Genomic DNA, 13,262 nt, shown 5'->3' on the forward strand with positions numbered 1-13,262 from the left:
CCACTTCTCGAAAGGACACACCATGTGCGGCATCGCAGCACTCCAGATCCGCAATCCCGCCCTGCGCGCCGACCTCGGCGCATACATGCACGGGATGCTGTGCGAGATCGTCGAGCGCGGCCCCGACTCCGCGGGCCTCGCCCTCTACGGGTCGGAGCGCATGACTCCCGCCGGCACCGCCACGGTCACCGTCATCGGCGACGTCGATGCCGACGACCTCCTCTCCGGACTGCGCACGGCGCTTCCGAGCGCGAGCCCGACGGTCGCCGCGTACGCCGAGTCGGTGCTCGTCAACGCCCAGACGGATGCCGCGACACTCGAGGCCGCCGTGCGCGCCGAGGTGCCCGGGGCCCACATCATCGGCCGCGGCCGCCACGTCGCCGTGCTCAAGGGCGTCGGCCACCCCGTCGAGCTCGCCGACACGTACGGACTCACCGGCATCGGCGGAACGCAGGCGCTCTCGCACACGCGGATGGCGACCGAGTCGGCCGTCACCGCCGTCGGCGCCCACCCCTTCACCGTGGCGGAGGACCTGTGCCTCGTGCACAACGGGTCGTTCAGCAACCACGCCTCGATCCGGCGCACGCTGCGCGCGCAGGGCGTCGAGTTCGACAGCGAGAACGACTCCGAGGTCGCCGCGCGCTACATCGCGTCGCGGATGGCCGAGGGCGATGACCTGCCGACGGCCCTCGCGCACCTGCAGGACGTCTTCGACGGCTTCTACACGCTCGTCGTCACGACCGCCGACAGCATGGCCGTCGTCCGCGACCCCATCGCCTGCAAGCCCGCGATCATCGCCGAGACCGACGACTGGGTGGCCATGGCCTCCGAGTACCGCGCCCTCGCGGGCCTGCCGGGCGTCCAGGACGCCCGCATCTTCGAACCCACGCCCGGCGTGGTCTACACCTGGCGCCTCGACGCGCCCGTCCTGGAAGGAGCCGTGCGATGACCCTCGCCGCCGAAACCCTCACCGCGACCCCCGTCGACCTCTCGATCACGACGGTCCGCGAGCTCAACCAGCTGTTCCACGACGCCGACCCCGGCTCCGCCTGGGTCGTCGACGAGCCGCGCGGCGCGCACAACATCGCCGTGGGCATCGACCGTGAGATCGACGTCGAGGTGCACGGCAACGTGGGCTACTACTTCGCCGGCATGCACCAGCGCGGCACCGTCAGGGTGCACGGCAGCGCGGGTGTCGGGCTCGCCGAGAACATCATGTCGGGCGTCGTGCACGTGACGGGGGATGCCTCGCAGTCCACGGCGGCCACGGGCCACGGCGGTCTCGTCGTCGTGGAGGGCAACACGGGAGCCCGCTGCGGCATCTCGATGAAGGGCGTCGACATCGTCGTGGGAGGCAGCATCGGCCACGCGTCGGCCTTCATGGCGCAGGCCGGCCGCCTCGTCGTGTGCGGCGACGCGGGCGATGCCCTCGGCGACTCGATCTACGAAGCGCGCATCTACGTGCGCGGCACGGTCGCGTCGCTCGGCGCCGACTGCGTCGAGAAGCCCGTGCGCGAAGAGCACCTCGCGGAGCTCGCCGATCTGCTCGCCCGCGCCGGCCGCACGGAGGACCCGAGCGAGTTCCGCCGCTACGGCTCGGCCCGCAGCCTCTACCACTTCAAGGTCGACAACGCCGGCGCGTACTGACCACTCGCAAACCAGGAGCATGAAATGACCACTGACCTCGCTGCCCAGGGCCTGCGCGAATCGGCGACGTTCGATCGCGCCACGATCAATGACATCCAGCGTGCCGCCGCGACCGGCATCTACGACATCCGCGGATGGGGCGCCAAGCGCCCGCTCCCCCACTTCGACGATCTCCTCTTCCTCGGCGCCAGCATGTCCCGCTACCCCCTCGAGGGCTACCGCGAGAAATGCGCGACCGACGTCACGCTCGGCGCCCGCAACGCGCTCGAGCCCATCCACCTCGACATCCCGGTCACGATCGCGGGCATGAGCTTCGGCGCGCTGTCGGCGAACGCGAAGGAGGCGCTGGGGCGCGGCGCGAGCGAGGCGGGAACCTCGACGACGACCGGCGACGGCGGCATGACGCCCGAGGAGCGCGGCCAGTCCAAGACCCTCGTCTATCAGTACCTGCCGTCGCGCTACGGCATGAACCCCGACGACCTGCGCAAGGCCGACGCGATCGAGGTCGTGCTGGGCCAGGGCGCCAAGCCCGGCGGCGGCGGCATGCTCCTCGGCCAGAAGATCACCGAGCGCGTCGCGGGCATGCGGACGCTCCCCGTCGGCATCGATCAGCGCTCCGCGAGCCGGCACCCCGACTGGACGGGCCCCGACGACCTCACGATCAAGATCGCCGAGCTGCGCGAGATCACCGACTGGCGCAAGCCCATCTACGTCAAGATCGGGGCATCCCGCCCTTACTACGACACGGCCCTCGCCGTGAAGGCCGGCGCCGACGTCGTCGTGCTCGACGGCATGCAGGGCGGCACGGCCGCGACGCAGCAGGTGTTCATCGAGCACGTCGGCATCCCGACGCTCGCCGCCATCCGCCCCGCCGTGCAGGCGCTGCAGGAGCTCGGCGTGCACCGCACGGGAGTGCAGCTGATCGTCTCGGGCGGCATCCGCAACGGTGCCGACGTCGCGAAGGCCCTCGCGCTGGGAGCGGATGCCGTCGCCATCGGCACCGCCGCGCTCATCGCACTGGGCGACAACGACCCGCGCTACGACGAGGAGTATCGCAAGCTCGGGTCGGCCGCGGGCTTCTACGACGACTTCCAGGACGGGCGCGACCCCGCCGGCATCTCGACGCAGGACCCCGAGCTGTCGGCACGGCTCGACCCCGTGGCGGCGGGCCGGCGCCTCGCGAACTACCTTCGCGTGCTCACGCTCGAGGCCCAGACGATCGCCCGGGCGTGCGGCAAGTCGCACGTGCGCAACCTCGAGCCCGAGGACCTCGTCGCGCTCACGGTCGAGTCCGCCGCGATGGCCGGTGTGCCGCTCGCCGGCACGTCCTGGGTCCCCGGACGGTAGGCCCGCCGTGCCGCTCGACGTGCTCGCCGACCTCGATGTCGTGACCCCCGCGGACGTCTCCCCGCAGCCGTGGGCGAACGGGCTCGGCACGACGCGCGTGCTCGTCGAGCGGCTGGCCTGGCGGGTCAGCATCGCGGAGGTGCGGGGACGGATGCCGTTCTCCCTCCTGCCCGGCATCGACCGCATCCTCATCCCGCTCACAGAGCCCGCGCTGACCCTCATGGTCGACGGCGTCGATCACCGCGTCACGAGTGCCGCGGGCCTCGCCTTCGCCGGCGAGGCCCACGCGATCGCGGCGACGGGCGGTCGCGCCGTGTCGGTGCTCAATGTCATGACGAGGCGTGCGCTCGCGCGGACGACCTGGCGCATCGAGACGCATCGCGGCCCGTTCGCCGTCGATCCGGCCGACACCCTGACCGCCCTCGTCGCGGGTGCGGCCCGGCTCGACGGCATCCCGCTGCCCCTGGGAAGCGTGCTCCCGACCGGCTCCCGTCCGCGCGCCCTCGAATGCGCGGACGCCCTGATCGCCCGATTCCGCGTCAGCCCGGCCGACGCACCGCAGTGAAAGGCACCCCCATGTCCTCCCATCCGATCGTCGTCATCGGCGCGGGCCTGTCCGGCTCGGCCGCCGCCTGGAAGCTCTCCGCCGCGGGCCGGGACGTCGTCGTGCTCGAGCGCGACGAGCCCGCGAGCCCGTTCGGCAGCTCGCACGGCTCGGCGCGGATCTTCCGCTACGCCTATCCCGACCCCTTCTACACCGACCTCGTGCGCATCGCCCGCGCGGGCTGGGACGAGCTCGAGGCATCCCTCGGCACGACCCTCATCACCCCGTCCGGCGCCCTCGACTTCGGCGGTCGCCGCGACCCCGCGGCCCTCGCCTCCGTGCTCGGCGAGCTCGACATCGCGCACGAGCTCCTCGCCCCTTCGGAGGCCGCCGATCGGTGGCCTGGCTTCGCCTTCGACGGCCCCGTGCTGTGGCACGAGGCGGCGGGCGTCATCGACGCCGAGTCGGCGGTGAACGGGATGCTGCGCCTCGCCGAGGCTCACGGCGCCGTCGTCCACTCGAACTGGACGGCGAACTCGGTCCTCAAGCGCGGCGACGGCTACGTCGTCGTGTCGGAGACCGGCGCGGAGCAGCCCGCCTCGCAGGTCGTCGTGGCCGCCGGCGGCTGGCTGCCCTCGCTTCTGGGGTCACTCGACCTGCCCGACGACATCGTTTTCCCCGCCGTCGAGGTGCGCCAGGAGCAGGCGCTGCACTTCCCCTACCGCGACCCCGAGGCGGCCTGGCCGACGTTCATCCACAAGACCGACGACCTTCAGGTGTACGGCCTGCCGGGCGGACGCGATGCCGACTTCTGCGGCCAGAAGGTGGCGATCTACAACGGCGGACGCGTCATCCCCTCCGCCCTCGGGCACGACCGCGTCGTGGATCCGGCGCAGCGGGAACGGCTTGTCGACTACGTCGCGCGCACGCTCCCGGGCCTGAACCCCGAGCCGTACGCCGAGACGACGTGCCTGTTCACGAACCTGCCCGAGGAGGAGTTCGTCATCGACCGCGTCGAGGGCGTCACCATCCTCTCGCCCTGCTCGGGGCACGGCGCGAAGTTCGCCCCGCTCATCGGCGAGCTCGCGGCGCGGCTCGTGACCGGCGGCGATGACGTGCCGGCGCGCTTCCGCCCCCTGCACGCGAAGGTGCCCGCATGACGGTCGCGAGCATGCTCGGCGAGATCGGCGCGATCGGCGCCGACGCGACCCGCGGCGGCTACAGCCGGCCGGGGTACTGCGCGGTCGACCGCGAGCTGCGCGAATGGTTCGAAGGCCACGCGATCCGCCGCGGGCTCGACGTCGAGCGCGACGCCAACGGGATCGTGTGGGCGTGGTGGCGGCCGCCCGGCACGACAGGCCCCGCGATCGTGACGGGGAGCCACCTCGATTCCGTCCCTGGCGGCGGCGGCTACGACGGCCCCCTCGGCGTCGCGTCGGCGCTCGCCGCGATCGACCTGCTGAAGTCCATGGCGCTGCCCCGCCCGATCGGCATCGCCGTCTTCCCGGAGGAGGAGGGTTCGCGCTTCGGCGTCGCGTGCCTCGGCTCGCGGCTGCTGACCGGGGCGATCGCACCCGAGCGCGCGCTCGCGCTGAAGGATGCCGAGGGCGACACGTTCGCCGACGCGGCGGCGCGCGACGGGCTCGATCCGGCGCGCATGGGCGCCGACCCGGCGTCGCTCGCCGGAATCGGCGCCTTCGTCGAGCTCCACGTCGAGCAGGGCCGCGGGCTTGTCGACCTCGGGCACCCGGTCGCGGTGGCCTCCTCGATCCTCGGCCACGGCCGCTGGCGGGTCTCCGTCGACGGGCAGGGCAACCACGCCGGCACGACGCTCATGCAGGGTCGCCGCGATCCCGTCGTGGCGGCGGCATCCATGATCCTCGCGATCCGCGACCTCGCCCGCGCGACCCCTGACGCGCGCGCGACGGTCGGCCGACTCGAGCCGGTGCCGGGCGGCACGAACGTCATCGCGTCCCGCGTGGACTTCTGGATCGACCTCCGTCATCCCGACGACCTCGTCACGGCGGCGCTCGTCACACGCGTGCGCGACCTCGTCGACGTGATCGCGCTCGCAGAGGGCTGCACCGCGACGGTGCGCGAGGAGTCGCTGAGCCCCACCGTCGACTTCGACCTGGGCCTGCGCCGGCAGCTGCGCGCAGCTCTCCCCGACGCGCCCGAGCTCGGCACCGGCGCGGGGCACGACGCCGGCGTGCTCGCCGGGCATCTGCCTACGGCGATGCTCTTCGTGCGCAATCCGACGGGTGTGTCGCACTCGCCCGAGGAGCTGTGCGAAGACGCGGATGCCGAGGCCGGCGCCGTCGCCCTCGCCCAGGTGCTCGGCGACCTCGCGCGGGCGCCCCTCCCCGAGCCTGCGGCGACGCCCTCCTAAGATGACGACGTGAGTTCAGCGCCGGGAGAGGATCAGCACGCGGGGGTCCTGGAGCCGATCATCGCGCAGCAGGTGCGTCGCTACCGCACCGAGCAGGGCATCTCGGCGGCGGATCTCGCGACCCGCACGGGGCTGTCGAAGGCCATGATCTCCAAGATCGAGTCTGCGACGACGTCGTGCTCGCTGACGACGCTGCAGCGGCTCGCCGACGGTTTCGGCATCCCGGTCACGGCGCTCTTCCGCGGCTCGGACAGCGATCGCGAGGCGTCGTTCACGAAGTCGGGCACGGGCAGCATGAGCGTGCGCAGCGGCACGCAGCACGGGCACATCTACCGCATGCTCGGGGTCCTGAAGGACACCCCGAACGCCCTCGAGCCGACGCTCGTGACGCTCATCGACGCCTCGAACGTCTTCCCGCTCTTCCAGCATCCGGGAACCGAGTTCCTGTACATGCTCGAGGGGCGCATGGTCTACGGCCACGGCGGCTACGAGTACGAGATGGAGCCGGGCGACGCGCTCCTCCTCGACGGCGAGTCGTCGCACGGTCCCCTGCAGCTGCTCGAGGTGCCGATCCGGTTCCTCGCCGTCCGCTCCCCGTAGCCGCCGCACGCCAGCGGCCCGCCGCATCCTTCCGGATGCGACGGGCCTCTGCCCACGCCCTCGTCAGCCCTTGACGGCTCCCGCCAGCGCGCCCTGCACGAAGTAGCGCTGGAAGAGCAGGTAGATGATCAGGACCGGGATGGCCGACATGAAGATGAAGGCGTTCATCGGGCCGTAGTCGGTGCCGTGCTGCGTGGAGAAGCTCTGCACGGCGAGCGGGACCGTCCAGTGGTCCTGCGAGCGCAGCAGCGTCGTGGCCATGGCGTACTCGTTCCAGGTCGCGACGAAGTCGAGCACGAACAGTGCGGCGAGGGCGGGCTTGGCCAGCGGCAGGATGATCTGCCAGAAGATCCGGAACGTCGAGGCGCCGTCGATTCGAGCGGACTCCTCGAGCTCGTCCGGGATGCCGCGGAAGAAGCCGTAGAGCACGAAGATCTGGTACGGGATGCCGAACGCGAGGTAGGGCAGGATGAGGCCGCCGAGCGAGTCGAGCAGACCGAGGTTGAGCATCGTGGAGAACAGCGGGCCGAGGCCGATCTGCACGGGGACCATCGAGCCGACGGCGATGACGGCGAGCAGGGTCCGGCCGTAGCGGAACCGGATGCGGGCGAGCGCGTACGCGGCGGCTGCGGCGATGAGCAGGCCCAGCGGCACCTTGATCGCGGCTACCAGGAGGCTGTTGCCGGCGGTGACCCAGAGGTCGCCGGTGTCGATCGCGGAGGCGTAGTTGCCCCATTCCCACGTTGTGGGAAGCGACCACTGCGGGGTCGTGTTGATCTCGGGCTTGCTCTTCACCGAGGTGACGAACATGAGGTACAGCGGCACGAACCACAGCAGCGCCGTGATGCCGAGCGAGATCCACAGGCCGATGCCGACGTAGTCGGGGCGGCCGCGCCGCTTCCCCGCGGGGGTGAGGATCTCGGGTGCGATGACCGGAGTCGCGATGGCGCTGCTCATCGGTCTTCTCCCTTCATCGACCACGCCATGTAGGGCACGACGAGGGCGAGCGTGAGGATCAGCAGCACAGTGGCGACGGCGCCGCCCATGCCGAACTGGTGGTTGGTGAACGACTGCGTGTACGACCAGAGCGCGAGCACCTGGGTCGACTGCGCAGGACCGCCGCCGGTCATGCCCACGACGAGGTCGAAGACCTTGAGCGAGTTGATGATGGTGAGGCTGACCACGACGATCGTGGTCGGGCGAAGCGCGGGGATCGTGACGGCGCGGAACCGCTGCCAGGCGTTCGCGCCGTCGAGCTTGGAAGCCTCGATGAGCTCGCCCGGAACGGTCTGCAGCCCGGCGAGGAACAGCACCATGCTGAACCCGACCGCCTGCCAGATCGACGCGACGAAGATCGACCCGAACGCGAACTGCGGGTCTCCGAGCCACGACTGCGCCCAGTCGCCCAGGCCGATCGCCTTCAGGAACTGGTTCACGGCGCCCAGCGTGGGGTTGTAGATCCACCGCCACATGGCCGCGACCGTGATCGAGGCGAACACCGCCGGGATGTAGAAGACCGCGCGCATCAGGTTGCGGCCGACCATCTTGCGATTCAGGCCCAGAGCCAGCAGCAGCGCGATCACCGTGGGCAGCAGCAGCGAGAGGATGACCCACACGATGGAGTTGCGGAAGGCGGTCCAGAAGACGGCATCCTGCGTGAACAGGCGCACGTAGTTCTGCAATCCCACCCAGACCGGCTCCTGCGTGCGGAAGCCCGACCACTGGAAGAACGACAGTCTGACCGCGTCGACCATGGGGTACACGAGGAACCAGCCGTAGAGGACCAGCGCCGGGATCAGGTACGGCAGCGCGAGGCGGAACCGGTGGTGCCGGGGGGCGCGCGTCTTGGCGCGCCCCCCGGTCACGAGGGTGACCGTGGCCATCACTGGGAGTCCCGGAACTTCTGGAACTCGGCGCCCGCGTCGGCGGGGTCGATGTCGCCGGTCAGCACGGAGTTCTGGATGCGCCAGTACTCGGTGGTCTCGGCGGTCGAGAAGTTCTGGTCGTTGTTGGTGAAGATGCCCTTGGCCTGGCTGAACAGATCGGCCCACACCTGGTTGAGTGGGTTGCTCGCGTCGACCGGCATCGCCTTGTTGACCGAGAGTGCGGCCCACGCCGACCCGGCGATCTTCTGCCCGTCCTCCGACGTGATGAAGTCGAGGAACTTCGCCGCCTCATCGGGATGCTTCGACGCGGCGTTGATGTAGTACGCCTCGCCGAACCCGTAGAGCCGGTCGGTGCCGGTCGGGAACGCGATGATGCCGAGGTCATCGGGGTTCATGCCGTTGTCGGTGACGTTGCCGTTGAACCAGGTGCCCTCGAACTGCATCGCCGACTGCCCCGAGTAGAACAGCTGGCTGGCGTCATCGTTGCTGACGCCCATGAAGCCGTCGTTGAGGTAGTCGTCGCCCCATGTCTTGAGCTCGGTGAAGGCATCCGTGACGCACTTCTCCTTGCCCCAATCCCCGTCACCGGTGTTCAGCTTGTCTGCGGTGGCGGCGCCGCACTTCGTCTCGATGAGCGCGTCGAGCAGTCGCATCACGTGCCAGTTGACCGTGCCGCCGAAGCTGATCGGCGTGATGCCGGCCGCCTTGAGCTTCTCCGCAGTCTGAACCAGCTCCGCATAAGTCGTCGGAGGAGCAGTGATGCCCGCCCGCTCGAAGAGCCTCTTGTTGTAGTAGAGGCCTTCACCCTGCTGGGTCCACGGGATGCCGTGGTACCCGCCGTACTGCGTCACCCCGGCGAGCGAAGCGCCCGTGAAGCGGTCCGCCCAGCCGTACTCGTCGTAGTACGTCGAGAGGTCGAGGCTCATGCCGGCGTCGACGAGCTCGCCGCCCAGACCCGAGCCCTCCCAGTACCAGTAGATGTCGGGGCCCGCGTCGGTGCCGACGACCTGGCGCAGCGCCGTCTTGTGCTCGTCGACCGAGCGCTCCTCGGTCTTGACGGTGATGTCGGGATTCGCCTTCTCGAACGCGTCGATCAGGCCCTTCATCGCCTTCGCCTGCGCGTCCTCCTGCGTGGGCAGCCACACGCTCAGCTCGGCCTTCCCGTCCGAGGAGCTGTCGCCTCCCCCGCCGGAGCAGCCGGCGAGGACGGTGATCGCGGTCGCTGCGAGGGCGACGGCGCCCCACATGCGCTTGGTGTGCATCATTGCTTTCCTTCTGTTGGGGTGGATGTCGGGCGTTCCGACGCGGGAGCGTCGGCTCACGAGTTCTCGGATGCCTGCCAGCGGCTGAACTCGTGAAGCTTGAGGTAGAAGTCCTCGAACATGAGGCGGGTGTCGACCCACGTGTAGACGCGCATCTCGCGCGCTTCTGGCACAGCGGTGTACTGTCCGTCGTCGCCGATGTGCGGCGTCGGACGTGTGACGTGGGTGCTCGACGACGAGTCCGCCTCGAAGAGCGACTGCAGGGCGGTCAGCAGCACGAGCGGTGAGTCGCCCAGCGCGTACGTCTCGGCCGGGCCCCGCCCTTCGAGCGCAGCGCGCAGCATGACGTTCGCGACCTCGTCGTACAGGTACTCGCCGACCGGGCCCGCCGCCGCGACGCGGAGGCGCAGCTCGGCGTCGGAGACGAGGCACTGCCGGTAGACGTCGCGCGCGACCTGCCAGATGGTGAGGTCGGAGTCGTTGAACACGACCTGGCCGGCGACGACGTCGATCAGCAGGTTGTACTCGATCGGCATCGCGTCGGGCGGCGGCACCGCGAGGCCCGCGTGCTCGCCGCCGCCGATCCACACGACGGTGAGGCGCTCGGCGATGCGCGGCTCGAGCAGGTACGCCGATGCGAGATCTGTGAGGCCGCCGCCGGCGACGAAGAACAAGGGGCGAGCGTCGTCGCGCAGCGCCTCCGCGATGATCGCGTCGGCGGCCTCCGATTGCTGCGGCGTCGCCCTGTCTGCGAGCGGCGCCTCGGAACCCTTCACGATGACCTGGGTCGAGTCCAGGCCGAGCCGGGCGAAGACGTCGTGGAGCACGCTGACCGCGTTGGTCGCCGTGTCGGGGCCCGGATCGAACGGGTCGCCCTCACGCAGGTGAGACCCGATCACGAGCGGGATCTCGACGCTCGGAGAGATCAGGTGGTGCACGACCTGGAACAGGTCGTCGGGGTCGCCCGAGAAATCGTTGTCGATGATGACCCGCGCGCGGGCGGCACCCAGGGGCGCGATCTTCTGCCAGGGGGCGGTGCCCAGCGTCCACCTCTTGGCGGTGTCGAGCGCGGGCGCCGTCGTGGCTGGAACCTGGGTCATCCTTGATCTCCTCGTCGAGGTCAGCCACACCGGTTGACCAATTTCAGTGATCGATAACCTACGACATGTGCGATCGATAACCTATAGGCTTGAAAAGCCCGTTACCTGATCGTTATCTACGCGTGACGAGGCGAGGGAGGAACGCATGGCGGCACCGCGCGGCACGACATCGCGACCGAGCATGGCCGACGTCGGTCGCGCTGCGAACGTGTCGGCGCAGACCGTGTCCCGCTACTTCACGGGCACGGGCTACGTGAGCGCCGATACGAAGGAGCGCATCGCCGCAGCGGTCGATCAGCTCGGCTACCGGTTCAATCAAGCGGCTCGGAACCTCCGGACCCAGCGCACCGACTCCGTCGGCGTGCTGGCCCTCGGCGCCCTCAACTACGGCAGCGCCGCTGTGCTCACGGGACTGAGCCTCGCCGCCCGCGAGGTCGACTTCACCCTCTCGATCGTCGAACTCGACCTCGACTACGAGGCGAAGGATTGGGAGGGCGAGGCTCGGCGCGCGCTCGACCATTTCCTGTCGATCCCGGTCGACGGCATCGTCTTCTCCACGCCCGTGCGGGGGGCGGAAGACCTCATCCGGTCGATCGGCGAGTCGACGCCGATCATCACGGTCTCGGAGATGCCGCCGTCACTCGACCAATCCGCGAGCACGCAGTCGCACACGGCGGGGCTCGAGGCGACGCGTCACCTGATCGCGCTCGGGCATCGGCGGATCCTCCACGTGGCCGGGCCTCGCACACGCAACGAGGCGGTCGAGCGGGCCCGCGGGTACAGCGACGCCATGGCCGAGGCGGGCCTCGAGCCCGAGGTGCTCGACGTGGCGACGGACTGGTCGTCGGCATCCGGATTCCGCGCCGGCGAGGTCGCTGATCCCGCGCGCTTCTCCGCCGTCTTCACTGCCAACGACGAGATCGCACTCGGGTTCATGAGCGCGATGGAGCAGCGCGGGCTCCGCGCACCCGGCGACTTCTCCATCGTCGGCGTCGACGACATGCCCACGGCCGCGTACTTCTCTCCCCCGCTCTCCACGATGCGCCTCGACTTCCGCATGCTGGGTGCGATCACCTTCCGGATGCTGCACCAGGAGATCGTCACGGGCGAGCGCCCGCACCACCTCATCGTCGAGCCGGAGCTCATCGCCCGCGCGTCGAGCGCGCCGCCCCGCAGCGCCTGACCCGGCGAACGACCCAGGCCCGCCGCATCCTTCCGGATGCGACGGGCCTCTGGCCGGAGCGGGTCAGGAACCCGAGCGGCGCTTGTTGTAGACGTCGAAGGCCACCGCCAGCAGCAGCACGAGGCCCTTGACGGCCTGCTGCCACTCGATGCCGATGCCCATGATCGACATGCCGTTGTTCAGGACGCCGATGATCAGACCACCGATGATGGCGCCGCCGATCGTGCCGACGCCGCCCTGCACCGCCGCGCCGCCGATGAACGCGGCCGAGATCGCCTCGAGCTCGAAGCCGTCACCGGCCTTGGGACCGGCGAGGTTGAGGCGCGCCGTGAAGATGAGGCCCGCAAGCGCGGCGAGGAACCCCATGTTGACGAACAGCCAGAAGTCGACGCGGCGCGTCTTGATGCCGGAGAGCTCGGCCGCGTGGCGGTTGCCGCCGATCGCGTAGATGTGGCGGCCGAACACCGTGCGATTCATGACGAGGCTGTACACGAGGATCAGGACGGCGAGGATGATGAGCGTCACCGGGATGCCCTTGTACGACGCGAGCGCCCATGTGAACCACGCGATGACCGCAGCGACGAGCACGAGCTTGATGACGAACCACGTCAGCGGCTCGACCTCCTGGCCGTACTTCGAGCGGCCGGCGCGTGTGCGCGCCTGCTGCACGACGATCGCGACGATCGCGACGGCGCCGATCGCGAGGGTGAACAGGTCGGGGTCGGTCTCGCCGAAGAGTCCGGAGAGGAAGCCGTTGCCGAGGGCGCGGTATTCGGTGGGGAACGAGCCGATGTTCGCGTTGCCCAGCACGACGAGCGCGAGCCCTCGGAAGATGAGCATGCCCGCCAGGGTCACGATGAACGCCGGGATGCCGGCGAAGGCGACCCAGAAGCCCTGCCAGGCCCCGACCGCGGCGCCGATGGCGAGCGACAGCACGACCGAGAGCCACCACGGCAGGCCCCAGTTGACGGCGAAGACGCCCGAGCAGGCCCCGACGAAGGCGGCGACCGAGCCGACGGAGAGGTCGATGTGGCCGGCGATGATGACCATCACCATGCCGATCGCGAGGACGAGGATGTACCCGTTCTGCACGACGAGGTTCGAGATGTTCTGCGGGCGCAGGATGATGCCGTTCGTCAGGAACGCGAACAGCGCGACGACGGCGATGAGGGCGATGAAGATGCCGTTCTTGCCGAGGTCGCTCAGCACGTGGCTGAGCCAGTTGGTGAACTTGTTCTCCGGCGGGTTGATGTTGGAACCGACGGCGGTGTTGCGGGTGGTCGTCTCGGACATGTCAATCACTC

13 protein-coding genes are annotated in these 13,262 nt (G+C 69.9%); 8 read left to right on the plus strand and 5 right to left on the minus strand.

The features are described 5' to 3' along the window. Nucleotides 1-22 precede the first annotated feature (22 nt). From ACH3VR_RS16355 to ACH3VR_RS16385, 7 genes are read left to right on the plus strand one after another with little or no spacing between them, the layout of a single operon-like run. Nucleotides 23-949 carry a class II glutamine amidotransferase domain-containing protein gene (locus tag ACH3VR_RS16355; protein WP_397557385.1) on the plus strand — a complete coding sequence of 309 codons (927 nt, stop codon included), beginning with the start codon at nucleotides 23-25 and terminating at the stop codon, nucleotides 947-949. Beyond that, nucleotides 946-1,647 (plus strand): GltB/FmdC/FwdC-like GXGXG domain-containing protein, encoded by a 702-nt coding sequence (locus ACH3VR_RS16360; protein WP_397557386.1) that lies wholly within the window; start codon nucleotides 946-948, stop codon nucleotides 1,645-1,647. Before ACH3VR_RS16355 ends, ACH3VR_RS16360 begins: the two co-directional genes overlap by 4 nt. Before the next feature lie 24 nt (nucleotides 1,648-1,671). Further along, a complete protein-coding gene (locus ACH3VR_RS16365) occupies nucleotides 1,672-2,994 on the plus strand; it encodes an FMN-binding glutamate synthase family protein (protein WP_397557387.1) in 1,323 nt (440 codons plus the stop codon). Between the two features lie 7 nt (nucleotides 2,995-3,001). Further along, nucleotides 3,002-3,559 carry a HutD family protein gene (locus tag ACH3VR_RS16370; RefSeq protein WP_397557388.1) on the plus strand — a complete coding sequence of 186 codons (558 nt, stop codon included), beginning with the start codon at nucleotides 3,002-3,004 and terminating at the stop codon, nucleotides 3,557-3,559. A gap of 11 nt (nucleotides 3,560-3,570) precedes the next feature. Beyond that, nucleotides 3,571-4,698, plus strand: a complete 1,128-nt coding sequence (locus ACH3VR_RS16375) for an FAD-dependent oxidoreductase (protein ID WP_397557389.1) — start codon at nucleotides 3,571-3,573, stop codon at nucleotides 4,696-4,698. Continuing rightward, a complete protein-coding gene (locus ACH3VR_RS16380; protein WP_397557390.1) occupies nucleotides 4,695-5,927 on the plus strand; it encodes an allantoate amidohydrolase in 1,233 nt (410 codons plus the stop codon). The genes ACH3VR_RS16375 and ACH3VR_RS16380 overlap by 4 nt, the downstream gene beginning before the upstream one ends. Before the next feature lie 9 nt (nucleotides 5,928-5,936). After that, nucleotides 5,937-6,527, plus strand: a complete 591-nt coding sequence (locus ACH3VR_RS16385) for a helix-turn-helix domain-containing protein (RefSeq protein ID WP_397557391.1) — start codon at nucleotides 5,937-5,939, stop codon at nucleotides 6,525-6,527. A 63-nt stretch (nucleotides 6,528-6,590) separates the two neighbouring features. Here the strand turns inward: ACH3VR_RS16385 and ACH3VR_RS16390 are convergent, their stop codons facing one another. Genes ACH3VR_RS16390 through ACH3VR_RS16405 form a run of 4 tightly spaced genes read right to left on the minus strand, consistent with a single transcriptional unit; the run spans nucleotide 6,591 to nucleotide 10,775 of the window. Then, a complete protein-coding gene (locus ACH3VR_RS16390) occupies nucleotides 6,591-7,484 on the minus strand; it encodes a carbohydrate ABC transporter permease (RefSeq protein ID WP_397557392.1) in 894 nt (297 codons plus the stop codon). After that, entirely contained in the window at nucleotides 7,481-8,410 is a 930-nt protein-coding gene (locus ACH3VR_RS16395) for a carbohydrate ABC transporter permease (RefSeq protein WP_397557393.1), read from the minus strand. The genes ACH3VR_RS16390 and ACH3VR_RS16395 overlap by 4 nt, the downstream gene beginning before the upstream one ends. Next, nucleotides 8,410-9,678 (minus strand): ABC transporter substrate-binding protein, encoded by a 1,269-nt coding sequence (locus ACH3VR_RS16400; protein WP_397557394.1) that lies wholly within the window; start codon nucleotides 9,676-9,678, stop codon nucleotides 8,410-8,412. Before ACH3VR_RS16400 ends, ACH3VR_RS16395 begins: the two co-directional genes overlap by 1 nt. A gap of 53 nt (nucleotides 9,679-9,731) precedes the next feature. Then, nucleotides 9,732-10,775, minus strand: coding sequence for a nucleoside hydrolase (locus tag ACH3VR_RS16405; RefSeq protein WP_397557395.1), 1,044 nt, complete (start codon nucleotides 10,773-10,775; stop codon nucleotides 9,732-9,734). Between the two features lie 145 nt (nucleotides 10,776-10,920). Here ACH3VR_RS16405 and ACH3VR_RS16410 point away from each other — a divergent pair, with 145 nt between their 5' ends. Continuing rightward, nucleotides 10,921-11,958: a LacI family DNA-binding transcriptional regulator gene (locus ACH3VR_RS16410; protein ID WP_397557396.1), complete on the plus strand. Its 1,038-nt coding sequence runs from the start codon at nucleotides 10,921-10,923 to the stop codon at nucleotides 11,956-11,958. A 63-nt stretch (nucleotides 11,959-12,021) separates the two neighbouring features. Here ACH3VR_RS16410 and mmsB read toward each other — a convergent pair whose 3' ends face one another. Further along, complete coding sequence (gene mmsB, locus ACH3VR_RS16415) at nucleotides 12,022-13,251, minus strand: multiple monosaccharide ABC transporter permease (protein WP_397557397.1); 1,230 nt, start codon at nucleotides 13,249-13,251, stop codon at nucleotides 12,022-12,024. Nucleotides 13,252-13,262 lie beyond the last annotated feature (11 nt).

It is taken from the genome of Microbacterium alkaliflavum (genome assembly GCF_044325405.1).
GTDB lineage: Bacteria > Actinomycetota > Actinomycetes > Actinomycetales > Microbacteriaceae > Microbacterium > Microbacterium alkaliflavum.